Annotated in this window: 25 protein-coding genes; 3 read left to right on the top strand and 22 right to left on the bottom strand. The window is 29.7% G+C overall.

Features of this window, described 5'->3' with window-relative positions; all coding sequences use genetic code 11:
* Positions 1-223: 223 nt before the first annotated feature.
* The 3 genes from H8R92_RS09695 to cdaA all read right to left on the bottom strand — a co-directional run bounded on the left by H8R92_RS09695 (position 224) and on the right by cdaA (position 4,236).
* Positions 224-1,828, bottom strand: coding sequence for an NAD(P)/FAD-dependent oxidoreductase (locus H8R92_RS09695; protein ID WP_186835318.1), 1,605 nt, complete (start codon positions 1,826-1,828; stop codon positions 224-226).
* 291 nt (positions 1,829-2,119) lie between these two features.
* Positions 2,120-3,415 (bottom strand): CdaR family protein, encoded by a 1,296-nt coding sequence (locus H8R92_RS09690; RefSeq protein WP_186835317.1) that lies wholly within the window; start codon positions 3,413-3,415, stop codon positions 2,120-2,122.
* Positions 3,385-4,236 carry a diadenylate cyclase CdaA gene (gene cdaA, locus H8R92_RS09685; RefSeq protein ID WP_022212025.1) on the bottom strand — a complete coding sequence of 284 codons (852 nt, stop codon included), beginning with the start codon at positions 4,234-4,236 and terminating at the stop codon, positions 3,385-3,387. Before cdaA ends, H8R92_RS09690 begins: the two co-directional genes overlap by 31 nt.
* Before the next feature lie 131 nt (positions 4,237-4,367).
* Between cdaA and H8R92_RS09680 the strand changes: the two genes are divergently transcribed.
* Together H8R92_RS09680 and H8R92_RS09675 are read left to right on the top strand one after the other, a co-directional pair.
* A complete protein-coding gene (locus tag H8R92_RS09680) occupies positions 4,368-5,369 on the top strand; it encodes a hypothetical protein (protein ID WP_186835316.1) in 1,002 nt (333 codons plus the stop codon).
* 64 nt (positions 5,370-5,433) lie between these two features.
* Positions 5,434-6,024, top strand: a complete 591-nt coding sequence (locus H8R92_RS09675) for a cell wall hydrolase (RefSeq protein ID WP_022212023.1) — start codon at positions 5,434-5,436, stop codon at positions 6,022-6,024.
* A 52-nt stretch (positions 6,025-6,076) separates the two neighbouring features.
* Here the strand turns inward: H8R92_RS09675 and iadA are convergent, their stop codons facing one another.
* The 7 genes from iadA to H8R92_RS09640 form a co-directional block, all read right to left on the bottom strand.
* Complete coding sequence (gene iadA, locus H8R92_RS09670) at positions 6,077-7,246, bottom strand: beta-aspartyl-peptidase (protein ID WP_186835324.1); 1,170 nt, start codon at positions 7,244-7,246, stop codon at positions 6,077-6,079.
* 15 nt (positions 7,247-7,261) lie between these two features.
* A complete protein-coding gene (locus H8R92_RS09665; RefSeq protein ID WP_186835315.1) occupies positions 7,262-8,383 on the bottom strand; it encodes a tetratricopeptide repeat protein in 1,122 nt (373 codons plus the stop codon).
* 43 nt (positions 8,384-8,426) lie between these two features.
* Complete coding sequence (locus H8R92_RS09660) at positions 8,427-8,951, bottom strand: chromate transporter (RefSeq protein WP_186835314.1); 525 nt, start codon at positions 8,949-8,951, stop codon at positions 8,427-8,429.
* 3 nt (positions 8,952-8,954) lie between these two features.
* Entirely contained in the window at positions 8,955-9,488 is a 534-nt protein-coding gene (locus tag H8R92_RS09655; RefSeq protein WP_186835313.1) for a chromate transporter, read from the bottom strand.
* 368 nt (positions 9,489-9,856) lie between these two features.
* Positions 9,857-11,476 carry a phosphoenolpyruvate--protein phosphotransferase gene (gene ptsP / locus H8R92_RS09650; RefSeq protein ID WP_022212018.1) on the bottom strand — a complete coding sequence of 540 codons (1,620 nt, stop codon included), beginning with the start codon at positions 11,474-11,476 and terminating at the stop codon, positions 9,857-9,859.
* A gap of 226 nt (positions 11,477-11,702) precedes the next feature.
* Positions 11,703-12,737 carry a ribonucleotide-diphosphate reductase subunit beta gene (locus H8R92_RS09645; protein WP_186835312.1) on the bottom strand — a complete coding sequence of 345 codons (1,035 nt, stop codon included), beginning with the start codon at positions 12,735-12,737 and terminating at the stop codon, positions 11,703-11,705.
* Positions 12,738-12,770: 33 nt separating this feature from the next.
* A complete protein-coding gene (locus H8R92_RS09640; protein WP_186835311.1) occupies positions 12,771-14,990 on the bottom strand; it encodes a ribonucleoside-diphosphate reductase subunit alpha in 2,220 nt (739 codons plus the stop codon).
* Positions 14,991-15,297: 307 nt separating this feature from the next.
* Here H8R92_RS09640 and H8R92_RS09635 point away from each other — a divergent pair, with 307 nt between their 5' ends.
* Positions 15,298-16,155 (top strand): YitT family protein, encoded by an 858-nt coding sequence (locus tag H8R92_RS09635; protein WP_022212015.1) that lies wholly within the window; start codon positions 15,298-15,300, stop codon positions 16,153-16,155.
* A gap of 14 nt (positions 16,156-16,169) precedes the next feature.
* Here H8R92_RS09635 and H8R92_RS09630 read toward each other — a convergent pair whose 3' ends face one another.
* The 12 genes from H8R92_RS09630 to H8R92_RS09575 all read right to left on the bottom strand — a co-directional run bounded on the left by H8R92_RS09630 (position 16,170) and on the right by H8R92_RS09575 (position 26,145).
* Positions 16,170-16,742: a Fe-S-containing hydro-lyase gene (locus H8R92_RS09630; RefSeq protein WP_186835310.1), complete on the bottom strand. Its 573-nt coding sequence runs from the start codon at positions 16,740-16,742 to the stop codon at positions 16,170-16,172.
* A gap of 10 nt (positions 16,743-16,752) precedes the next feature.
* Complete coding sequence (locus H8R92_RS09625; protein WP_022212013.1) at positions 16,753-17,595, bottom strand: fumarate hydratase; 843 nt, start codon at positions 17,593-17,595, stop codon at positions 16,753-16,755.
* Positions 17,596-17,743: 148 nt separating this feature from the next.
* Positions 17,744-18,442 carry an N-acetylmuramoyl-L-alanine amidase CwlD gene (cwlD, locus tag H8R92_RS09620; RefSeq protein WP_186835309.1) on the bottom strand — a complete coding sequence of 233 codons (699 nt, stop codon included), beginning with the start codon at positions 18,440-18,442 and terminating at the stop codon, positions 17,744-17,746.
* Positions 18,443-18,548: 106 nt separating this feature from the next.
* On the bottom strand, positions 18,549-20,150 hold the full coding sequence (locus tag H8R92_RS09615; protein WP_186835323.1) for a Na/Pi cotransporter family protein: 1,602 nt from the start codon (positions 20,148-20,150) through the stop codon (positions 18,549-18,551).
* Positions 20,151-20,377: 227 nt separating this feature from the next.
* Complete coding sequence (gene rpsI, locus H8R92_RS09610; protein WP_022212010.1) at positions 20,378-20,770, bottom strand: 30S ribosomal protein S9; 393 nt, start codon at positions 20,768-20,770, stop codon at positions 20,378-20,380.
* A 26-nt stretch (positions 20,771-20,796) separates the two neighbouring features.
* Entirely contained in the window at positions 20,797-21,231 is a 435-nt protein-coding gene (gene rplM, locus H8R92_RS09605; RefSeq protein ID WP_022212009.1) for a 50S ribosomal protein L13, read from the bottom strand.
* 160 nt (positions 21,232-21,391) lie between these two features.
* Positions 21,392-22,126 carry a tRNA pseudouridine(38-40) synthase TruA gene (gene truA, locus H8R92_RS09600; protein WP_186835308.1) on the bottom strand — a complete coding sequence of 245 codons (735 nt, stop codon included), beginning with the start codon at positions 22,124-22,126 and terminating at the stop codon, positions 21,392-21,394.
* Positions 22,127-22,161: 35 nt separating this feature from the next.
* On the bottom strand, positions 22,162-22,959 hold the full coding sequence (locus tag H8R92_RS09595) for an energy-coupling factor transporter transmembrane component T family protein (protein ID WP_186835307.1): 798 nt from the start codon (positions 22,957-22,959) through the stop codon (positions 22,162-22,164).
* A gap of 18 nt (positions 22,960-22,977) precedes the next feature.
* Positions 22,978-23,835, bottom strand: coding sequence for an energy-coupling factor transporter ATPase (locus tag H8R92_RS09590; protein WP_186835306.1), 858 nt, complete (start codon positions 23,833-23,835; stop codon positions 22,978-22,980).
* Positions 23,820-24,653: an energy-coupling factor transporter ATPase gene (locus H8R92_RS09585; RefSeq protein WP_186835322.1), complete on the bottom strand. Its 834-nt coding sequence runs from the start codon at positions 24,651-24,653 to the stop codon at positions 23,820-23,822. Before H8R92_RS09585 ends, H8R92_RS09590 begins: the two co-directional genes overlap by 16 nt.
* A gap of 190 nt (positions 24,654-24,843) precedes the next feature.
* On the bottom strand, positions 24,844-25,185 hold the full coding sequence (gene rplQ, locus H8R92_RS09580; protein WP_022212004.1) for a 50S ribosomal protein L17: 342 nt from the start codon (positions 25,183-25,185) through the stop codon (positions 24,844-24,846).
* Between the two features lie 12 nt (positions 25,186-25,197).
* On the bottom strand, positions 25,198-26,145 hold the full coding sequence (locus H8R92_RS09575; protein WP_022166534.1) for a DNA-directed RNA polymerase subunit alpha: 948 nt from the start codon (positions 26,143-26,145) through the stop codon (positions 25,198-25,200).
* Between the last annotated feature and the right edge of the window lie 44 nt (positions 26,146-26,189).

Here is a 26,189-nt window from a genome sequence, read left to right as displayed (position 1 = left end):
TTATTTTCATATATTTTTAAGAACCCATGCCAGTGATCTTCTAGTATTATTTTTATTTTACCTTTTTTCATATGTAAAAACCTCTAATTTATAATTAATAAATTTAACATATTTAAAGGCTGAATGCTAGATAACATCTAACTTTCAGCCATCGAAAATTTTATACTTTCCTGTACTTTAAAAAAACAATGAATCAATATGCTTGATTCATTGTAATTTTTTATTAAATATTTAGTTTGGTATATTTTCCTATGATATTTTCCGCAACCTTTATACCATCTACTGCCGCTGAAATAATTCCCCCAGCAAATCCTGCACCTTCTCCACAAGGATAAATACCTTCAATAGAAGTACTTTCAAAGTTTTCATTTCTTAGCATCCTTATAGGTGCTGATGTTCTTGTTTCCACTCCTGTAAGAACTGCATCATCCATGCCATAACCTTTAATTTTTCTATCAAAATTAACTATACCTTCTTTAATTGATTCAACAACGAAATCTGGCAGACATTCTCTCATATCTACAAGTTTATATCCTGGTTTATATCCTGGTGTTACAGAACCTATTTTAGTAGAAACTCTATCCCTCATAAAATCTCCTACAAGTTGTACTGGTGCATTATAATTAGCTCCACCTACCTTATAAGCAAGCTCTTCATATTTTCTTTGAAATTCTACCCCTGCTAAGACATGTTCGCTACCAAAATCTTCTGGATGTACTTGAACAACTAATGCTGAATTAGCATTTTCCAAATCTCTAGCATGATAACTCATTCCATTGGTAACAACTCTTCCCTCTTCTGAGGCTGCTGCTACAACTACTCCACCTGGACACATACAGAATGAATATACTCCTCTTTTACTTTCTTTGCATTGATAAGTAAGTTTATAGTCTGCAGCCTTTAATTTAGGATGATTATGGAACTTTCCATATTGACTCTTATTTATTAAATCCTGTGGATGCTCTATTCTTACGCCAATGGCAAAAGCTTTTTGTGTCATTTCAAGGCCTGTTTCATAAAGCATTTCATAAGTATCTCTAGCACTATGTCCTAATGCTAATATCACAGCTTCACAAGGAATTTCTTCACCATTTACTATGATACTCTTAACTTTACCATTTTCCTTATTTATATATTCAAGTTTAGAAGAAAATCTTACTTCTCCACCTAATTTAATTATTTTTTTTCTTATATTCTTAACAACATCTTTTAAAATATCTGTACCAACATGTGGCTTTCCTAAATAAGCAATCTCTGCTGGTGCTCCACCTTTAACAAGCTCTGCTAATACATAATCACATCTTTTATCTTTTATTCTTGTAGTAAGCTTACCATCTGAAAAGGCACCTGCTCCCCCTTCTCCAAACTGTACATTAGATTCTAAATTCAACTTTCCTTCTGTCCAAAATCTATCCACAGTTTCACTTCTTTTATCCACATCTTCTCCACGTTCTATCACCAGTGGTTTATAACCTTTTTCTGCTAACATTAAAGCTGCAAATATACCTGCTGGCCCAAACCCCACTACTACAGGCCTATTATTAAGCTTTTCATTTCCTTCCTGAACATCTGGTTCATATTTTGTAGTATCTATTTTTACATCTTTATCATGTAATCTTTCCACAAGCTTTTCTTCATTTTTATGTTCTAATTCTACGGCATATGTAAGTCTTATATTATCTTTATTTCTAGCATCTAAGCTTTCCTTTATTATCTTAAAGTTTTTTATTTCATCAATAGATATCTTCAGCTTTTTACTAACTTTCTTTTTTAATATACTTATATCATCATCTAAGCTAAGTACTATATTATTAACTCTTATAGTCATAAAATCACCTTCTTAATTATTATTTTCTAATGTTAAACTATTTTATCATACCTCACATATTAATTAAACACTACGTTAATTAGTTAAGTCTATCATAGCTTTAGTTAATAAGTCACAAGTACTAAGTTAAATAGGCTTGTAGCTTACGCAAAACCTAACTAAGCTTTTCATTAGCCATTTATGACCACTTAACTAAAGTTACATTAGCGAAACTCTACCTGCACTGTTTAACTAAAAAATAAAAAGCCCATCGGGGCTTTTTATCATCAATTCATAATTCATTATTAACTACTATTGAGCTAAAGTACTTTCTTCATTGGTAGTTGTTTCATTAAAGACACCTTCGCTATTTTCTTCTTTAGTTACATTTATTATTATGCTTTCAACACTGATTATTTCAACACCTTCAGCATCTCCTGTAATATTAACAGCTGGAGTCTCTGTATATTGTCCTGTATCAGTTATTGAAGATAAATCTATACTAGCTACTATATTTTCTATATTGATAGAATCTAGTTTATTCTTGCTACCTTTAAGTACAATTTTTACCTTGTCTGATGAAGCTGTCATATTAAAATCACTTGCTAAACCACTTGTAGTATATTTTACTTCAAATTCTCTTGTTACTTCATTTTCTTGGCTTTCCTTAGCTTCTTCTACTTCAATACTTACAGTAACATATGATATGCTTGCTTTTTCAATACCATCTGGAAAAATTAAATCAACTTTCATATTACTGTTTTTTGTTATTCTAGATAAATCAATAGCTTCTGTGTATATCTCACTGATACTATCTAAAATATATTGAGGTCCTGTTATTTCCACATAATTCTGCGATAGTTCCATGGATGCTATATTAATATTATAACCTGCATTACCTATAGTGCCTACCTTAATAGGTACAGATTTACCTGGGTTAACTTTGATAATTACTTGTACTCTTTCAGTTGAAAGTTTTACCCCTTCTACAGTATATCCACTATCACCTATAGCTACAACTTCATAATTTTTAACTATATCTTCAAAAACATTATCCTCCTGACCTAATACCACAACTCCCTTAACTTGACTTACTAGTGATTTTGGTCCAGATACTGTCACTGTTTCTGGATTTATTTGAGGCTGTGCAACATAATAATTAGCTTTGGCTGCCACATCTATTCTTGACTCCACCTTAAAATCTTTTTCTATAATTTCTTCAATCTTTACTGTCACAACTAAATTAGAGGTATTTTTCACTGTAACGTTTGATGGAGTATCAACTATAGTTATTGGAATTGAGTTATCTCCTAACTTTAAGGCATACTCAGCTAAATCTATCTTAATTGAAAAGTTATCTTTATTCAATTTATACACGTCTTGGCTATATCCTTCAACCTTTAAATCTACATAAATACTTTGATTGGGTACTAAGGCCATCCCTTGCTTTGATAAATCGTTAGCATTTAAAAGCTGTACAGGAACCTTGCTTACTTCTACAGTCCTTATTGGATTTTCAGTATTAGTTACATATAACCATAACCCAATGGATATAAAAAGCGATACAATTTGAACTATTATTTTTTGCTTAGTTTTCCTGTTATCCATCCCTTCACCTTCTTGCCTGCAGTTTTAACTCTCTTATTTTCTCTTTCTTCCATTATTTTTAATAATATAATTTTCAATCTATCTCTATCATAGTTTCTTGTAAGTCTTCCATTAATAGCTAGAGAAATTATTCCTGTTTCTTCTGATACAATTATTACTAAAGCATCAGATATTTCAGATAGTCCTATAGCAGCTCTATGTCTTGTACCAAGCTTCTTATTTATATCTTGATTAGTAAGTGGCAACACACATCCTGATGCTATTATTCTTCCTTTACCAATTATTGTTGCACCATCATGTAATGGGGTATTAATAACAAATATATTTTCTAATAGATTTGCTGATATTTTTGAATCTATCTCTGTACCTGATGCTATTAACTCTCCCAGTCCTGTTCCTTGTTCAATGGCAATTAATGCTCCTGTTTTAGTTTCTGCAAGATTAATCACTGCTTCAACTATTTCATTTACATTTTTGTTCATCTGTTCTTCATCTTCAAAGCCATGCTTATCTTCAAAAGCACTTCTGCCTAAATGCTCCAATGCTCTTCTAATTTCAGGTTGAAAGATAATTACCACTGATAAGACCCCAATAGCTAATGTCTTATTTAATATGTAATATAGCATTGATAAATTAAATAAATAACTTATTGGTATTAATACTATAATTAAGGCAATTCCTTTTAATAATTGCTCTGCCCTGGTTTCCTTTATTAAAAAGTATCCTTTATAAAAAATAAAAGCTACAACTACTATATCTATACATGCACTGATTGAAATATTTCTTAAAGCATTTACAATCATTGAAACCAACTCTTCCATAATTTCACCACCATTACTTTTCTATTTAAATTATACACTATAACTTATATTTTTTAATAATATATATAATATTTTTAAGTTTATCTTAATAAATTTATGTAAAGACAACTTTTCAAAGGATGTGATTTTTAATGAATATTAATAAAGAGTATTTAAAAAATAATTTTAACTTCATAATTTGTCTTATAATATCTATTATTATTACCTCAACTTGCGTTATTCTTTTAAATATTAGCTCTAATATGAAAAGCACAACCACTTATAGTAATCTATCAAATTATGCTCTTATAGCTAATAATCTTAATTCAATTAACTCTTCACTTAATAATTGCACTGCCGACACTTCATTAAATATCGTGGCAGCTTCATCTTTATTAAAAAATGGCCTTGCCGATTTAGATAATTGTAAGACATCTTTGGCTAGTTTATCTTCTAATGACAATAGCCAAGTATCTAGCAATCTACTTAAAGCATTGGATGACACTTATAACTTATACACATACTGTCTTAACTATATTTCTACATATGAAGACTCTTCATTAGATGAACTAGCTGCTAATTTAGATGCCTTAAAAAATAACTGCATTGCTTCTTACTCTAAACTATCTGATGAAGGCATTTCACTTAATTATAGTAGTTCTTTACAAAACTTTTTATACGCATTTATTTCTCATTACTCCAAATTAAACCAAAGCAAGATTGAAAGTGAACTTAAACATTCACAAAATACAGAATTTATTACTAAGCTTTCAGCTATATCTAATAACTTTTTAGGACTTTTAGAAGACCTTAAGCCAGCAGTTGATCGTGTTCGCGAAGAAAATAGAAGCTTCGATGCTATTATTAATGATTTAAATGATAAAGAAAATTCTTTTAATTTTCTAAAGAAAGATTTAAATAGTGTTTCTATTCCAGAAGGCTATTTAAATTATTATAATAATTTAAATGATATTTTTTCTTTATATTCATCTTATTTAAATTCAATGCGTACTGCCATTATATATGAACGCTCCTCTTCTGATTATAAAAAAAATAAGACAGTTATTGATAAAAATTATGATAATGCATATAAAAAATATAATAATGTTTTAGAGAGCATCCAACAATTTTTAAGCTTGTTAGAAAATTCTTAGTATTATTTTTCTCTTTCTGGTTACACTATATTCTGATTGGGTTGTAACCAAAAGGAGGTTTTTTATGAAATTGGTTAATTTTTTTATTTTTTTTATTTTAACCCTTTCTCTTTCAGCGAATATTAGCTGCAAAGGTTATGAACTAGCAGATAATATTAATTTATTAAATAATTTAAAGTATGATGAAAATGTTGAAAGCTTAAATTGCTCCAGTGAGAGCTGTATAGATTTATCTGATAATGATTATGTAGAAGTTTTTTCAGATAATAATAGTTCAATTTATTTAACAGAAGATGACATATATATTATGTCTCAAGTTGTATATGCTGAAAGTAAAGGCGAGCCATTTGAAGGAAAGGTAGCCGTAGCATCTGTAATATTAAATCGTGTCTTAAGTCCACAATTTCCTGATACGGTTCAAGAAGTAATATTCCAACCCTATGCTTTTTCTTGCGTAGTAGATGGAAAGATTACCGTTGAACCATCATCAGAGTGTTTTGCAGCTGTTTATGATGCTATTAAAGGCTATGATCCAACTGGTGATGCGTTATTTTTTTATAACCCAGAAACAGCAACTTGTAGCTGGATGAGAAGTGTAGAAAAATCTGATACTACCTTAATAGGTCAGCATTTATTTTTCTCTTTAGCTTATTAAAAATAAGGAGCTATGTCTTATTAGATATAGCCCCTTATTTTTATATTAAACATTAAACGAATATGCTCTCTATAATAGCTTTTCCATTTTCAACAACAATATTTCCATTAGCTATTACAATATTTATTTCTAAATTTTCATCATCAACAATAACTAAATCCGCATCCTTTCCCATTTCTATAGTACCCTTATTTTCTAATTTTAATATCCTTGATACATTTGAAGTTATTACTTTAATAGCAGTTTCCATTGGAATATTATAATTCTTAACAGCCTCTTTAACTTCTCCATATAAACTTGTTACACTACATATCCCTAAACCTAATAACTTACCTTTATCAAAAACAGGCATACTTCCATTACCATCAGATGAAAATGTTATATTATCAATTTTAACACCTTTATTTAATAAGTATTCTAATGCTTCTGATGCTCTCATTTCCCCTGGTTCTAAATGCTTAGGGTCTGAACTTGTTGTTAAATCTATATATCCACCTTTTTTAGCATATCTTAAACCTTCATCTAACAAATCTTTATTTCTATTAAGGTGAGTTGGTAATATTTGCGTACTTGGTATTTCTGTTTCTTCTATCATTTTAACAATATATTCTAGACCCATTTTACCATCACCTAAATGTACATTAATTACGCCTGCTTTTCCTGATAATAATCCAGCTACTCTTGTTTCTGCCACAACTCTAAGAAATTCATCATAAGTAGGCTGAGTACTTCTATGATCCGATAATGCTACTTCTCCTACACCTATTATTTTTTCAATTAGCATTACATCTTTCTTTATACTATCTGTTACTGTCTTTATTGGTATATCATATGAACCTGTATAACAATATACTGTTATACCATCTTCCTCCAATGCATTTGCTTTTGCTAAAAGTGTTTCCATATTTCTACATACAGAATCAGTACCTAAACATCCTACTACTGAAGTTATTCCAGCTTCTATAAGTTCTTTTATATCTATTTCTTTAGTACGAGTTCTAAATCCGCCTTCACCACCTCCACCAATAATATGAACATGTGAATCTATAAATCCTGGTAAACATATCTTTCCAACACCATTTATTCTTTTAATTTCTATAAAATCTTCTGGTATTTTTAATTTATCGTATATCCCTTCTATCTTGTTTCCAACTAAGACTATTGTCTTAATACCCAAATACTTTGGGTTATAGACTTTAATATCTTCAATTACAGTAATTATTGTTATTCTCCTCCTTTATTTATATATTATTTGAGATATTTTGCTATTGTTATATATGGAATTACTAAATTTATTTTTTATATAATTTGCATATTCTTTACTTTTATTTAAATCTATGTTTTCATACGCTAAAGCTAATTTATAATATATCTCCTCTATATATGTTTCATCATATTTATCAATATATTCTTCATAATATTGTATAGCTTCATTAATTTGATTTTTTTCATAATAACATGATGCTAATAAAAATAATACGTGTTTACGATAATAAGTATCTACATCACTATTATATGCACTTTGTAACTTTTCTATTGATTCATCATATTTTTTTTCATCAAATAACCCTATTGATTCTTCATATGCTTTTTTAATTTCTTCTTCCGAATTAAGTTTATTAACTTGAGTATTTTTTTCTTCATTATTAACTTCTTCATTATTAACTTCTTCATTTATGATTTCTTTATTTATAATTTCTTCATTTGCTACTATATTTTCAGTATTATTTGATAAGCCTTCATCTTTTTTATTAATATTTAAAAATATAAATATAGCTATTACACCTAATAGTATCAATAATATTATTAAAGCTTTTTTCTTTATTGAATTTTTAAATTCATCTACTGGATCTTGTAAATATCCATTAATTTGATTTCTTATTTCAAGAGCTGTCCTTCCCTCTTTATTTATAATTAGTGAGGCTTCATTAAACTCCATTGCTTTTAAATAATTGCCTTTTTTTAAATAACATATGGATAAAGCATTATTAACATTTATGCTATTAAAATCACTCACCCTACACTTCTCTAATTTTTCTATGGCATTATCAATCTTCAACTCTTTGATATCATGTTCTGCTAAAGAGTATAATTTAATATTTTCTTCATCTTTTTTTGCATCTCTAATATAAATTTTTGATATTTCATCATTATTATAATCTTTATTTATTTTCCATACAGCAATTGCTCCCTTTAAATCTCCTTTTATATATAATAGCATTCCCTTTAAATTTAATAGTCTCACATCTTTTAAATTTAAAGATATACCCTTTTCACATTCTTCTAAAGCCTTTTCAATATAACCTTTATTATAATTATCCATAGACTTTTCATATATTTTGTTAAGTTTATTTCCCATTCATTGTCTCCATTATTTAAAATTTACTATTATAATATCGTTATTATACATAAAATACTAAACCAAGTATTGCAGCAATTACAATTACTAATATAGGATGTACTTTTTTTGACCACAATACTACTGCAATTATCACAGTAATAAAAATACTTTTCCAATCTTTATATGCATCTATAGCTAAATCCCAAAAAGCATATATTATCAATGCTATAAGTGCTGGTTTCATACCTAATAATGCAGATTGAACCATTTTAAATTCTTTGAATTTATCTAATATCCTATTTATTATTACTACTAAAATAAATGAAGTAGTTATTACTCCTAATGTAGCAACTATACTGCCTATTACTCCACTTATTTTATATCCAACAAAAGTTGCAGAATTTATTGCCACAGGTCCTGGTGTCATTTGTGAAATACCAATTATATCAGTAAATTCTGTACTACTTATCCAATTATTTTTTTCTACTATTTCCTTTTGAATAAAAGGAAGCATTGCATATCCACCGCCAAAACTAAAAGTACCTATCTTTAAAAAGGCTAAATATAATTTTACTAATAGTTTCATCTCCTATACCTTCCCTCTTAAAAATATCGCTCCATAAACTCCAGATACTATTATTACTACCACAGGGTTAATATGAAAAAATATCAATGCAATTAATGAAATAAGTATAGTTATAAGGCTTCTTAAATTTTTAGGTATTCCTTTAGCTAAACTTATAGCTCCTACTAATACAAGCATTGGCACTGCTGCTGTTATGCCCATAAAAGCAGCATTAACATAGTAATTATTTCTAAATTGCATAAAAAAAGCAGCTATTAATATAATTATTATAAAAGATGGTAATATTACTGCAATTAAAGCTGATATAGCACCTAAAATTCCAGCTATCCTATATCCTAAAAAAATAGATGCATTAATTGCCATTGCCCCTGGAAGACTTTGTGCTACCACTAATACATCCATAAATTCATCTTTATTAAGCCATTTCTTATTATTAACCACCTCTTGTTCAATTAATGGAATCATTGCATATCCTCCACCAAAAGTAAATGCTCCTATTTTAAATATAGATAGAAAAATTTCAAAAATAATTTTCATAAAATCACCACCTATGTTTATTATACCTTAATACTACTGCTCAAATACTTATTAAATAAAATAAACTGTTTCTTATCAATTAGATAAAAACAGTCCATTTAATAATATTATTTAATTTTGCCTTCTATAATTAAATCTGAAAGACTTCTTTTAGGAACATAATTTGCATCATTTTTATCATGCCAGTATTTTACGTCTCCATCTTCTCATTATTTTTCTTTTCTTCTATTATAACTCGTTGGACAGCTTACTATCTCCTTATTCCATTAACTTTTTCATATAAATACCACTGCCATTAACCTTTGAATACTTTTCAGATAAAAAATAAGAGGTAAAGTACTTAATACCTTTACCTCTTATTTTTTATATTATTCTTGTTCTAAGATTATCTTCTTAGCATTTAAGATTGAAGTAGCACTCATTGAGAACTCATCTAGTCCATATTCAACAAGTGTTGGGATAGCAGCTTCATCTCCTGCCATTTCTCCACACATTCCAACCCATTTACCATGCTTATGAGCTCCATCAATAGTCATCTTTATTAATCTTAATACAGCTGGGTGCATTGGATTGTAAAGATATGAAACTTTTTCACTCATTCTATCAGCAGCTAATGTATATTGAATTAAGTCGTTTGTTCCTATTGAGAAGAAGTCAACATGCTTAGCTAATTCATCAGCCATTACTGCAGCTGCAGGTATTTCAACCATTATACCCCATTGAATTGAATCTGAAGTAGCTACTCCTTCAGCATGTAATTCTGCTCTACACTCTTCTACGAATTCTTTAGCAGCTTGGAATTCTTCTAATCCTGAAATCATTGGGAACATAACTGCTAATTTACCATATACTGAAGCTCTAAGTAAAGCTCTTATTTGAACTTTGAATATGTCTTTTCTATCTAAACATAATCTTATAGCTCTATATCCTAAGAATGGGTTCATTTCTTCTGGTAATGGTAAGTAAGGTAATACCTTATCTCCACCGATATCTAATGTTCTTATAACAACTTGTTTTCCGTTAGCTTTTTCTAATACAGTCTTATATGCTGCGAATTGTTCTTCTTCAGTTGGAGCTGAATCTCTATCCATATATAAGAATTCTGTTCTGAATAAACCTACACCATCTCCACCATTAGCTAAAACTTGGTCTATATCTTCTGGCTTTCCTATATTTCCACAAACCTCTACTCTTTTACCTGATTTAGTAACTGTTTTAACTTCGATAAGTTTCTTTAATTCTTCTTGTTCTGCTTTGAAAGCTTCTTGCTTAGCTCTATATTCTGCTACTACTTCTTCTGAAGGATTGATTATAGCAATACCTTCAATACCATCAACTATAACTAAGTCTCCATTTTTAACTGAAGTAGTTATATCTCCTAAACCAACTACTGCTGGTATTTCTAATGTTCTAGCCATGATAGCTGAGTGAGAAGTTCTTCCCCCAATGTTAGTTAAGAAACCAACAACTAATGATCTATCTAATTGAGCTGTATCTGATGGAGTTAAATCATGAGCAACTACAACTGTATTCTTTTCAGTTATAGCAAAATCACTTCCACCTTTTCCTGCTAAGTTAGAGATTATTCTCTTAGAAACGTCTTTAACATCAGCAGCTCTTTCTCTCATATATGCATCTTCCATTGATTCAAATATCATAACGAAAGTATCTGTTACCATTTGAACTGCTTTCATTGGATTTATACTTTCATTTTCTATAGTGTTTTCCATTTCTCCAGCAAATCCTGGATCATCTAATAATTCTAAGTGTGCTACGAAAACCTGAGCTTCGTGCTCACCTATTTCTTCTAAAGTTTTAGCTTTAATAGCTTCTAATTGAATTCTTGAATCTTCTAAAGCTTTGCTTAATTCTGCCTTAGCAGCAGCAACATCTGTTACTTTTTCATCTGTTATAACTATTTCTTCATGTTGTTGAATAAATACTTTACCTATTGCATATCCTTTTGAAGCAGCAATACCATTTTTCATTGCAATTTCCTCCCTGCATCATAACAATGTAATTGTTTAACATTGTAATTCCATAGTTAATTAAAATATTATGATTGTTTTTTAATTATAACATATATTCTTTAAATATTATCAAAATTTCTTTAATTTTTAATATTTTCTCAAAATACTTTATATTTTTTTAATAACTATCATATTTTATAACATTTTTTATAATATTTTCAAATTTATACTGTAAATGTTAATTTTATAAATCATCAATTAACACACTAGCTTTTGCATATGCTGTTGATTTTGCTTCAAAAAAGTCAGTTTTTACTGAATTTGCATCTGCTAAAGTATCTACCCATTTAGCTGGATTTTCATCATAACCTTCAAAAATTACTTCAAATCCAATTTCTTTTAATCTTCTATTACCTAAATATTTTATATAACTTTCAATTAAATTACTATTTATTCCTTGAATTTTATCACCAATTACATATTTACCCCAATTAATTTCATTTTCAACACCTATTTTCATCATGCATCTTAATTCTTCTCTTAATTCTTCTGTAAATACTTCTGGCTCTTCCTTTATAAGCTCTCTAATTATACTTCTAAATAACCAAAGGTGAGTGTTTTCATCTCTATTTATATATCTTATTTCCTGAGCTGAACCTGGCATCTTTCCATTTCTCTCTAAATTATAGAAGAACATAAATCCAGAATAGAAATATATACCTTCTAAAATGTAATTAGCCATTACTGTCTTTACTAAGTTTTCTATAGTAGGCTCTTCTAAAAAGTTATTATATTGAGCCCCTATAAATTTATTTCTTTCCAGCAATATTTCATCATCTTTCCATTGATATAATATCTCATTTCTCTTTTCTGGAGAACATATAGTGTCCAGCATATAGCTATAGCTTTGAGAGTGTACAGCTTCTTGGAAAGCTTGGATTGTAAGACATAAGTTAATTTCACTGGCTGTAATATAATTATTTATATTTCCTAAATTAGCTGTCTGTATTGAATCTAAAAATATTAAAAATGATAGTATTTTATCGTATGCAACTTTCTCTGCTTCTTTTAAATTGTTATAATCTTTTAAATCTTGTGATAAATTAATTTCTTCTGGTATCCAGAAATTATTCATTGCCTGTCTATACCACTCTGAAACCCATCCATATTTCATATTATTAAAATCATTTAAATTAGTGGTATTACCATTAATCATTCTTTTTTTACTGACTTCCACATCTCCATTTTCATTAAATAAAGATCTCTTTTTTACATCCATATTAGTTACTCCCAAATGTTTTTATATTTTTTATTATGCTGAACAGCTCTCACACTCTTCTACTGTTAGTGATTTTGACCTTACATAGTATATTGATTTTACTCCACACTTACATGCATCTATGTATAGGTTCATTATTTGTCTCATTGTAAAATCTGTCGTTATATATAAGTTAAAAGATTGTCCTTGGTCTATATGTCTTTGACGTACACCATTAACTTTAACACTAAAGCTTTGATCTACATTATATGCTGAATTATAGAACCAGAAATTTTCCCAGCTTAAATTAGGTGCTGTCTTTGGCACTATGCTTCCTTTTTTCTCTTCTAACCAAAATCTTGCCATAACTGGATCTATACCTTCTGATGTACCTGCTATAGTAGCTGTTGAACCATTTGGTGCTACTGCTAATAAATATCCATTTCTTAACCCTGTTTTATTTACTTCTTGCTTTAATTCATTCCATCTATCACTAGAATAGCCTCTTAATTTGAAATAATCTCCATTTTGCCAATCTGATCCTTCAAAGCATTCATATGAACCTTTTTCTTTAGCTATCTTCATACTTGCTTTTACTGCATAATAATTAATATTTTCATATACTTTATCAGCAAATTCTAAATGTTTTTCTTCTGCCCAATGAATTTTATTATTAGCAAGCATATGATGATATCCACTGGTTCCAAGACCTATTGCTCTATATTTTTTATTAGTTATTTCAGCAAATGGAATTGCATAATAATTTAAGTCAATTACATTATCCATGGCTCTTATTTGTGTTTCAACAACATATTCAATTTCCTTTTCATCATTTACATCAACATTACCTAATACTATTGATGAAAGATTACATACAACAAAATCTCCTGCTTTTGTTTTTTCAATTACTATTTTATCGCCGTTCTTATCAAAAATTTCTTTTTGTTGTATTTCCATTGCACTCATATTTTGCATTATTTCTGTACAAAGATTAGAAGAATATATTATCCCTTTATGCTTATTTGGGTTCATCTTATTGACAGTATCTCTATAAAATGCAAATGGTGTTCCTGTTTCTGCTGCACTTTTTATAATAAGCCTTACTATATCTTTTACACTCATAACACGCTTAGATATTCTATCATCATGAACACATTCATAGTACTTTTCTTCCCATTCTGCACCATAATAATCTTCTAGTGAATATCCCTTAGCAACTTTAATCTCATGAGGACACATCATATACCAATTTGCATCAATATCTTGTTCTGCTAAACGCCAAAATAAATCTGGATAACATAACCCAGGGAAAACATCATGTGCTTTCTTTCTATCATCTCCATTATTCGTTCTTATTTGAAGAAACTCAGGAATATCTTTATGCCATGCATCAAGCCATACTGCTACAGATCCATTTCTAACTCCCAGCTGGTCAACTGCTATTGCTGTATCATTAAATAATTTAACCCATGGAATTACTCCTCCAGCAGCTCCTTTAAAACCTCTTATACTTGACTCTAAAGCTCTAACCTTACCTATGTATATCCCCATACCTCCGCCAAATTTAGAAACATTAGCAAAGTTATCTAAAGATTTATATATTCCATTTAAACTATCATCAACAGTATCAATGAAACATGAGCTTAACTGATAAAATGGCTTTCTAGCATTTGACATAGTCGGTGTTGCCATTGTAGCTTTTAATGAACTTAAAACATCATAAAATCTCTTAGCCCATTCTATTTTCTTACCTTTTACTTCTGGAATTGCTAAGTGCATAGCTATTCCCATAAACATTTGCTGCGGTAATTCTAATGTCTTTTTATTATAATCATGTATTAAATATCTTTTAGTTAATAAATCAATACCACTATATGTAAATAAATAATCTCTTTCTGGCTTTATATATTTTTCTAATTCCTCTACCTCTTCTTGTGAATAATTTTCTAAAATATATTTTCCATATAAATTTCTTGTTGTCATTTCTTTAATAAAATCATAAAAATTGCTATATGGTTCTTGCTTTTTTAACCCTCTGTTATTATTTACTTCTTTATACAATTTATAAATATATATTTTTGAAGCTGCATATTGCCATCTTGGTTCACTTTCTGTTGTTAACTCTAAGGCACTTTGCATAATAGATGATAATATTTCTTCCTCAGTCATACCTGGTCTTATTATGTTATTACAACTCTCAACTAACTTTGCTTCATTATATACGCCATCTTTATCCTTTATATCTTCTATAGCAAATTTACACATTTTATTCATTTAGCCATTTCCTCTCTTCTACTATATATAGTATATTATATGTCTATATTTTCATTATTCCACACAACATATTGTCTTATTATAAACTCACATTTTTAATTTGTAAAAATAGTTTTTCTGTTGTTTTTCTATAAATTTTTTTAACATTTCTTTTATCCTCTTCTATTCTCTTTTAATCAATGATTTTTATTTATTAAGAATTAATATCTCTTATAAAAAAAATTTTTTTATTTCTATTGCATTTTTACTACTATATACTTTATTATGTTATATGAAATTTATATAAATAATTAATGAGGAAAAATTTATGAAGATATTTTACAAAAACAAAATGCTTATTTTAGATATTGTACTTATAATTTTAGGAACATTTATTTCTGCACTAGGAATAAATCTATTTATTTCTAATGCTAAACTTCTTAGTGGTGGTGCCACTGGTATCGCTCTTATTTTTCAATATGCTTTGAATATTCCTTCTGGGCTTATTGTCTTCTTAATAAATATTCCATTATTCTTTGTAAGTTATAAATTTTTAACCAAACGTTTCACAATTTATACTGCCATAGGAATGCTGTCATTCTCTACAGCTCTTATATTAACTAAACCATTATCATCATTTGTAAATGTTGATGATATATTGCTTTATTGTATTTATGGTGGTGTAATAAATGGTATTGGTAGTGGACTAGTCTTTTCAAGAAATGGTTCCACTGGAGGTACTGATATTATTACCATGGTAATTCGAAAAAAATATCCTAGTTTTGAAATAGGTGCAGTAAATTTCTATTTCAACTTAATAATTGTTGCTATTGGTGCATTAATTTTTGGCTTACCTCAAGCACTTTATACATTGATATCAATGTATATTCAAGGATTTACTATTGATAAAGTAATTAATGGTTTTACTAGCAAAAAACTCTTCTTAGTATTAACTGATCGTGAAAAAGATATTATTGATTTTGTATTAAAAGATATGCATAGGGGAATAACTTCCTTAATGGCTGAAGGTGAGTTTACTGGACATAAAAGAAAGCTTCTTTATGTAGCTGTAACCACTTCTCAAATGATTAGTTTAAGAAGAAAAATTTTAAATATAGATCCAAATGCCTTTATTACAATAGTTGATGTTTCAGAAGTAAAAGGTAATGGATTCCAATCAATATAGCAAAAAAACACAGCTTAACTGCTGTGTTTTTTTACTTGCTCATTTAAATATTTTTCTCTTCCTATTTCATAAAGATTATTTCCTTCACTATCTATAATTACTGTTAAAGGCATGTCTTTCACTTCAAGTTTTCTTATAGCTTCAGCTCCAAGGTCTTTATAAGCCACAATCTCTGAAGATATTATACACTTGCTAATAAGTGCTCCTGCACCACCTATAGCTCCAAAGTAAATAGATTTATTTTTCTTAATTCCTTCAATGACTTCTTCACTTCTTGCTCCCTTACCAATCATTCCTTTTAATCCTAAATCCAAAAGTATAGGTGCATATTTATCCATTCTATAACTAGTAGTTGGACCTGCTGAACCAATTATTTTTCCAGGTTTCTCTGGTGTAGGTCCTACGTAATATATCACTGAATCCTTAAGTTCTATGGGTAGCTTTTCTTTTTCCTCGATGAGCTTAACTAACCTTTCATGAGCTGCATCTCTTGCTGTGTAAATTATTCCACTTAATAATACATTATCTCCAGCTTTCAGATTTGCTGCTTGTTCTTCTGTTAAAGGAAGATATATTTTCTTTTCCATAAACTTTCCCCTATAAAATCCTTTCCTTATGCCTAGTAGCATGACAATTTATATTCACTGCCACTGGAAGTCCTGCAATATGAGTAGGATATGTTTCTATATTTAAAGCTAATGCCGTAGTCTTTCCACCAAATCCTTGAGGCCCAATACCTATTTTATTTACCTCTTCTAATAACTCTTTTTCTAAATTGCCATAAAACTCATCAACATTTTTTTCATTAACATATCTTAATAAAGCCTTTTTAGCAAGATATGCTACTTTATCAAAGTTGCCACCTATACCAATGCCTATTACTATAGGTGGACATGGATTGGGCCCAGCAATTCTTACTGTTTCAAGTACAAAGTTCTTTACACCCTCTAATCCATCAGATGGCTTCAACATGGCAATTCTGCTCATATTTTCTGAACCAAAACCTTTAGGTGATACCATTATTTTCACTTTATCTCCTGGTACAATATTGTAGTAAATCAGTGCCGGAGTATTATCATTGGTATTTACCCTATGTAATGGATCCTTAACCACTGATTTTCTTAAAAATCCTTCTTCATATCCCTGTCTTACTCCTTCATTAATTGCTTCTTCCAAATTTCCTCCTATTATATGAACATCTTGTCCAATATCAACAAATACACAAGCCATTCCTGTGTCTTGACATATTGGTATTTTTTCTCTAGCAGCTATATGACTATTTTCTATTATCTTGTTTAAGATATTATTTGCTATTGGCCATTTTTCATTTTTTTCTGCCTTTTCTATTGCTTCCTTTATATCATCAGGCAAATAATAATTAGCTTCTATGGATAATTCCTTAACTGTCTTTATTATCTCCTTTATATTTATAATTCTCATAAAAATCCCCCTTATATTTAAATTTTATTATATATATTCAATAAACAAGCTATTATTTTTTATTAAAAATTTATAATTGATAATGGATAATTGAGATTGAAAGTCCTTATGAACTTTCCCCAATTATCAATTATTAACCTTACTGATTTTAGCTTGCTTCACTCTTTTCATTTGTAGAACTGTCATTACTAAAGTATTCATCAATTCCTTTAACAATTCCATCTACTAACAATTGCTGATGTTCATCAGTTTTCAATCTACTTTCTTCATCACTATTAGATAAAAAACCACATTCTACTAATATAGATGCTCCTTCATATTTATCTCTTAAAATTAGATATGCTTCTCCTGCTGGTTTAGCTACTCTTTTATTACCATCATTCACTACTACTTTTATAGAATCTTGTACAATATTGGCTAGCTTTTCACTATCAGTATTAGATGCATACCATACTTGTGCACCAAAGCATTTTGCTTGAGGAAACATATTTTCATGGATAGAAATAAAAATATCACAATTAGTTTCAACTTTTAAAGATGCCCTCTTTTTTAAATCTTCTCTTTTCTTTTCCTTAATGCTTTTCCCTTTTTCATATAAGCCCTTATCACACTCTCTAGTCATAAATACTTTGTAGCCTTTATCTTCTAAACTTTCTCTAAGCTTTAAGGCTATGTCCAAATTAATATCTTTTTCCACAGTACCATTTTTAGATATTGCTCCCCCATCAATTCCTCCATGCCCTGGATCTATCAAGATTATCTTTTCATTTAACTCTTCTGCCTTTATTGGTATAGTACTTGAAAGAATTAAAAATACACCTATAAAAGCCAATATAAATTTTTTCATACTTATCCTCCATACCTTTTATTTCTCATTTTTATTATGTTTAAAACCACTTTTATTATTCCAACTAAAAAAAAGACCAGAGGTATTTTTCCTCTAGTCTTTATAATTAATTATTTTCAATAACACTTTCAGCTATATTTGTTGAATGATCTCCAATTCTCTCTAAATTACTTAATATATCTAAGAATATAGCCCCTGTATATGCATTACATCTTCCATCATATAATCTTCTTATATGACGTTCTCTAAAGCTTTTTTGTTTTTTATCAATTTTAGCTTCAACATCAACTATGCTTTTTGCTTTATTAACATTTCTATTTTCATAACTTTCAATTGCTATATCTAAAGCTTCCAAAGTTGACGAATAAATACTATCTAGCTCTTCCATTGCATCCTTAGAATACTCTAATGATTTATTTATTTTTTGTAATGTTAAATCAGCTAAGTTTTCAGCATGATCCCCTATTCTTTCAATATCATTTACTATGTGGAATGTAGCCGCTACTATATTTTTTTCTTTATCTGATAATTCACATTTAGAAAGCTTAACTAAATATGTAGTTATTGATTCTTCTAATATATTTATAATTTTTTCATTTTCATAAACTTTTTGAACTAATGCTTCATCATTCTTCTTAAATGCATCCATTGATAAAACTAAACCTTTTTTAGCTTTTGTGGCCATTCTAATAGTTTCTTTTATTACTTGTCCAGCTGCAATTACTGGTGTTTCTAATAATCTATCATCAATATACTTAGGTCCTTGTTTTTCATCTTCATCTTCACCTGGTATAATCCAAGTAACTACCTTAATCAATAAAGGTATTAGCGGAACCATAATTATTGTATTTGTAATATTAAATATTGTATGTGCATTAGCTATTTGTTTACTTACTACTGGTGACATATATGAAACTATGTCAGCTAATAATCCTGTAGCTAATAACGGTAAAAATATCACTGTACCTGTTACATTAAATATTAAATGCATCATAGCCGCTCTATGAGCAGTTTTATTTGTTCCAACTGTTGATAACATAGCTGTTATACATGTACCTATATTACATCCAAGTACTATTGGTAATGCTCCTGCTATTGAAATCGCTCCTGCATTGGCTAAAGCAACTAATATACCAGTTGTTGCTGATGAACTTTGTAATACGGCAGTAATTAATGCTCCGGCAATAACTCCTAAGTACCATTTATCTGAAATAGTTAATAATACCTTTTGGAACATTGCTGATTCCCTTAAAGGTTCCATAGATTCACTCATCATTCCCATACCGATGAATAAAATACCAAACCCTAAAATAATATTCCCAATTTCCTTTTTCTTTTTCATCTTTGCAAACATTACAATCATTGCACCACCAAAAACAAATAAAGGTGCTATATCTGTAAGTTTAAACGCTACTAATTGTGCTGTAATGGTTGTCCCTATATTGGCCCCCATAATTATTCCAGCTGCTTGTGCTAAATTCATTAAACCAGCATTAACAAAACCTACTACCATAACTGTTGTTGCACTACTACTTTGAATTACTGCTGTAACTATGGCACCAACAACTACAGCAATTATAGGATTTTTAGTAACTTTTTCTAGTATATTTTTTAACCCTTCTCCTGCTGCGTTTTCAAGACCATCTCCCATGATTTTCATACCATATATGAATAACCCAAGACCGCCTAATAAACTAATTATAACCATTATTGTATCCAAGTTAGACTCTCCTCTACTTTTTATTTCTATAATAAACGATTATTTTCTCAAGGCTAGTTTACTATATTTTTTAATATTTGTTAAGGAATTTGCTCTGTTTTTAACATGAATTTAATATTTCATATTTTGGGTAATAATATTTTAATTTTCTTTATATATTATTAAATACTAAAAAAAGAGAGGCTGAACCTCTCTTTTTTTGCAAAAAGAATATACTATCTCTTAGAGAATTGTGGAGCTCTTCTTGCTTTCTTAAGACCGTATTTCTTTCTTTCTTTCATTCTTGGATCTCTTGTTACAAATCCAGCTTTCTTTAATTCTGATTTAAGACTTTCATCTGACTTAATTAAAGCTCTTGTGATTCCGTGTCTTATTGCTCCTGCTTGACCAGTGAATCCACCACCGTGTACATTTACTAAAACGTCAAATCTGTCTTTAGTTCCTGTTAATACTAATGGTTGGTTAACGATCATTCTTAAAGTTTCTAAACCAAAGAAGTTTTCTATTTCTCTGTTGTTTATAACTACTTTACCAGTTCCTGGTACTAGTCTTACTCTAGCAACTGATTTCTTTCTTCTACCAGTTCCCATATATTGAACTTTTGCCATAATTTATTCCTCCTCCCGATTGTATATTAGTACTTTAATTCAAGTACTTCTGGTTTTTGAGCTTCATGATTGTGCTCAGCACCTCTATATACTACTAAGTTTTTAAGTTGCTTTCTTCCTAAAACTCCTGATGGAAGCATTCTTCTAACAGCTTCTTCGAAAGCTAGTTCTGGCTTCTTAGCTAATACTTCTCTGTAAGGAACTTCTTTAAGTCCTCCAACGTATCCGCTGTATTTTCTCATGAATTTTTGATCTAACTTCTTACCAGTTAAAACAACTTTTTCTGCATTGATAACTATTACGTGATCTCCGCAATCAACATTTGGTGTAAATGTTGGTTTATGTTTTCCTCTTAATATTGAAGCAACTTGGCTAGCAACTCTTCCTAGTGGCTTACCAGCAGCGTCAACAACAAACCATTTCTTTTCAACTTCTTGTGCCTTAGCAATGTATGATTTCATGTTTTTCCCTCCCTGAACTTACATTATATCGCTTTGCTCTTTCGAGCTTTGCATTTATGTTAAGACCCAGGTCTAATTGGATCTTACGTACATAAATAATCTAACAAACAAAATAAATTATAATACACGCTTACGGGCGTGTCAACATTTTTTTTTATTTTTAATAATAAACTTCAGTTAGCTTTAATCCTTTCGCAGGAACACAATCTCCAGCGGCTTTTCGATCTCTTCCTAATATAATTTTTTCAATATCCTCTGGTGTAATTTTTCCTCTTCCAACGTTAATTAAAGTGCCTACTATTATTCTAACCATATTATATAAAAAACCATCACCAGAAACAGAAATCTTAATAAAATCTCCATCAATTTTAATATTTACATCATATATGGTTCTTACAGTTGTCTTAACAGAACTTCCTTCACTTCTAAAAGCTTTAAAATCATGAGTTCCCTTAAAGAAGTGACAAGCATTCTTCATTACTTCAATATCTAAAGAATATTTATAATGATATGAATATAACCTATTTAATGCTGTTGGCACTAAATTATTATATATGGTATATTCATATGTCTTTCCCTTCGCCAAATATCTTGGATGAAAATCTTCAGAAACTTCTTCAGAGCTAAGAATCACTATATCATCTGGCAATCTATAATTAATTGCTTCTCTAAACTTATGGGGTGGTACTGTACTCTCTGTCTTAAATGTTGCCACAAATCCTCTGGCATGTACTCCAGAATCAGTTCTGGAGCATCCAAGTATCTCATTTTCTTCCTTAGTAAGATTCCTTACCGCCTCTTCAAGAGTTCCTTGTATAGTGACCTTATCATTTTGCTTCTGCCATCCATAATAATTAGTACCATCATACTCTATTATCAGTTTTATATTTTTCACTAAACTATCACCTTTTTTATTTTAATATTAAAAATTTATAATAAAATTCTTGTTGCTATAATACTAGCAAATACTATGGAAAATAATACAAAAGCAATTACATCCTTAGAAGTGAATTTTAATACCTTCATCCTGGTTCTACCAACTCCACCTCTATAACATCTTGCTTCCATAGCCATAGCTAGCTCATCAGCTCTTTTAAAGGAACTAATAAATAAAGGAATCAATAATGGTATTAAGTTTTTAGCCTTCTGTAGAATGTTTCCTGTTTCAAAATCAGCTCCTCTAGCTTTTTGAGCTTTCATTATCTTATCAGTTTCATCCATCAATGTTGGTATAAATCTTAAGGCAATGGTCATCATCATTGCTAATTCATGGGCTATTTCTTTTCCTATAGGTCTTAGAAGCCTTTCTATCCCATCTGTAAGTTCTATTGGCGATGTAGTTAATGTTAATATAGACGTACCCATTATTAACAAAATTAATCTTATTGCCATAAATACAGCAGTTCTAAGTCCTAGCTCATATATTTTAATAAAACCAAAACTGAATAAAAGCTCTCCTCCCTTTACCATAAATAAGTTTAAGGCACCTGTTAAGGCAATTAATAGGAATACTGGTTTAAGACCTTTATATACAAATCTAAATGGTATCCTTGCTGTGCAGATAACTAATACTAAAAAAGCAACTACAAAAGAATATGCTGCAAATTTATCTACCACAAAAAGCGATATAATAAACAAAATAGATATTAATATCTTGGTTCTTGGGTCAAGCTTATGCACAAAAGATTCGCCAGGTATATATTGGCCTATGGTAATATCTTTTATCATACTAACTCTCTCTTTCCATTACTTATTTTTTAATAATATATTTAATAATTCACTTTTAGCTTTTTCCACAGTAAAAATATCTTCTGATACATTAAAGCCTTTTCTCTTTAACTCTCTCATTAAATACGTTACTTGAGGCACTGCTAAACCTATTCTTTCTAAAGTATCTATTTCCCTAAATACCTCTTTTGGTTTTCCTTGAAGCTCTATATGTCCATCATTCATTACAATGATCTTCTCTGCTAACTTTCCTACATCCTCCATACTATGGCTCACAAGAATTATTGTCATATTATATTTTTCATGCAGAAATTTTATCTGCTCTAATATATCATCTCTCCCTGCTGGATCCAAACCTGCTGTAGGTTCATCTAATATCAGCACATTGGGTTCCATAGCAATTACTCCTGCAATGGCTACTCTTCTCTTCTGCCCTCCACTAAGTTCAAACGGAGAAATATCTTTATACTCATCATAATCCAAACCTACCATTTCCATAGATTTTTTAACTCTTCTTAATATTTCATCTTCATTTAACCCTAAATTGGTTGGTCCATAAGCAATATCTTTAGCAATAGTTTCTTCGAAAAGCTGATATTCTGGATATTGAAATACTAACCCAACTTTTTTTCTAATATCAACTAGCTTAGTATCTTTATCAGTTATATCAGTTCCATCAACATAAATCTTTCCACTGGCTGGCTTTAAAAGCCCATTTAAATGTTGTATTAAGGTAGATTTTCCTGAACCAGTATGTCCGATTACTGCTAAAAACTCTCCATCTTCTATTTCTAAACTTACATTATCTAAAGCCTTTTTTTCAAAAGGTGTCTTTGGCATATAAACATATGTTAAATTTTCTATTTTAATTGACATATTGCATTCACCATCTCATTCACATCTAATATTCTAGTATCTATATTAATTCCTACTTTTTGCAACTCATAGCTTAATTCTGTTACTTGAGGAACATCTAGCCCTATATTTTTCATCTTTTCTACATTAGAGAAAACATCTCGTGGCTTTCCATCTAAAATCAACTTTCCTTTATCCATCACAACTATTCTATCAGCCTTAGCTGCTTCATCCATATAATGAGTTATAAGTATTACTGTAATTCCATAATTTCTATTTAAATCAATAATAGTATCAAGTACTTCTTTTCTACCTGATGGATCAAGCATTGCTGTTGGCTCATCAAATATTATACATTTAGGTTTCATAGCTAAGATGCCTGCTATGGCTATTCTCTGCTTTTGTCCACCAGAAAGCAAATGTGGTGCATGCTTTTTATACTCTGACATTCCAACCCTCTCTAAAGCCTCATCAACTCTTTTTCTTATTTCTTCTGGTGGTACACCTAAGTTTTCTGGTCCAAAAGCAACATCTTCTTCTACTATAGTTGCTACTAATTGATTATCTGGATTTTGAAAAACCATTCCAGCTGTTTCCCTTATATTCCATAAGTTATTCATATCAGAAGTATCCATTTTATTTACTAACATTTTTCCATCGGTAGGAATCAACAATGCATTCATATGTTTTGCCATAGTAGATTTTCCCGAACCATTATGTCCTAATATAGCAATAAATTCACCCTCTGTTATTTGAAGATTTACATCATTTATGGCAATCTTTTCTTCCTGGTTTTCACTAGCTGTATATTTAAAAACTAAATTTCTACATTCAATCATTGTATTCAAGCATTTTCCTCCCTTTTAATCATTAAATATCATATAAAAACCTATAGTGCTTTTATTTTCTTTATAAGCTAACTTATTAAATTTAAGTATACATTATTTTCTATAATATTATAAGCTTTTACATAATATTTATAAAAAAAAAGAGGGATTAAGCTTAACACTTAATCCCCCCTAAAAGAAATTATACTAATTCAAGTATAACAACTTCTGCTCCGTCCCCTCTTCTAGGGCCTTTTTTAATTATTCTAGTGTATCCACCATTTCTTTCAGCATACTTTGGTGCGATTTCTTCGAATAATGTCTTAACAACTTCTTCTTCTAAAACATAAGATAAAACTTGTCTTCTAGCGTGAAGATCTCCTCTTTTTGCAAGAGTGATCATTTTTTCAGCTATACTTCTAGTTTCTTTAGCTCTAGTTTCAGTAGTTTCTATTCTTCCGTGCTTTAAAAAGCTTGTTACTAAGCTTCTTAACATAGCTCTTCTTTGGTCTGTAGCAAGACCTAACTTACGATAACCTGCCATGGATCTTCCTCCTTACTCGTCGCTTAATTTTAAGCTTAAACCTAATTCTTTAAGCTTTCTTTCAACTTCTTCTAAGGATTTCTTTCCTAGATTTCTTACCTTCATCATGTCATCCATTGATTTACCAGCAAGCTCTTGAACTGTATTAATACCAGCTCTCTTTAAACAGTTATATGATCTAACTGAAAGATCTAGCTCTTCAACAGTCATTTCTAGTACTTTTTCCTTTTTATCTTCTTCTTTTTCTATCATTATTTCAACATCATTAGTCGCAACGCCTAAGGACATGAATAACTTGAAGTGTTCTATTAAAATTTTAGCAGATAAGCTTATAGCTTCATCTATTTTAATAGTACCATTAGTCCAGATTTCTAAAGTTAACTTATCATAGTCAGTAATTTGACCAACTCTAGTATTCTCTACTGTGAAATTAACTCTTTTAACTGGAGTATATATTGAATCAACAGCTATAGCTGAAAGTGGTAATGATTCACTCTTATTTTTATTTTGAGTAACATATCCTCTTCCTCTGTTTACTGTTAACTCCATATATAGTTTTCCGTTATCATCTAAAGTCGCTATATGTAGGTCTTTATTAATAACTTCAACATCTCCGTCTGTCTTAATGTCAGCTCCTGTTACTACACCTGGACCTTGAGCATCTATATAGATAGTCTTTGGTCCTTCACCTTCCATTGTTAACGCTAATGATTTGATGTTAAGAATTAATTCTGTAACATCTTCTTTAACGCCTTGTACAGTTGAGAATTCATGAAGTACTGTATCGATTTTAACAGATGTAGTTGCTACACCTGGAAGTGATGAAAGTAATATTCTTCTCATAGCATTTCCAAGTGTAATTCCATATCCTCTTTCAAGTGGTTCAACTACATACTTACCATAAGTACCATCTTCATTTGATTCAATGCACTCTATTATTGGCTTTTCGATTTCTAACATTTAAAAACCCTCCTTATATTAAAATGGCAATCTAATTATGAGGG

Origin of the sequence: Clostridium lentum (assembly GCF_014287815.1) — a bacterium.
Taxonomy (GTDB): Bacteria; Bacillota; Clostridia; order Clostridiales; family Clostridiaceae; genus Clostridium; species Clostridium lentum.
This window is presented reverse-complemented; position numbering and strand designations above follow the sequence as displayed.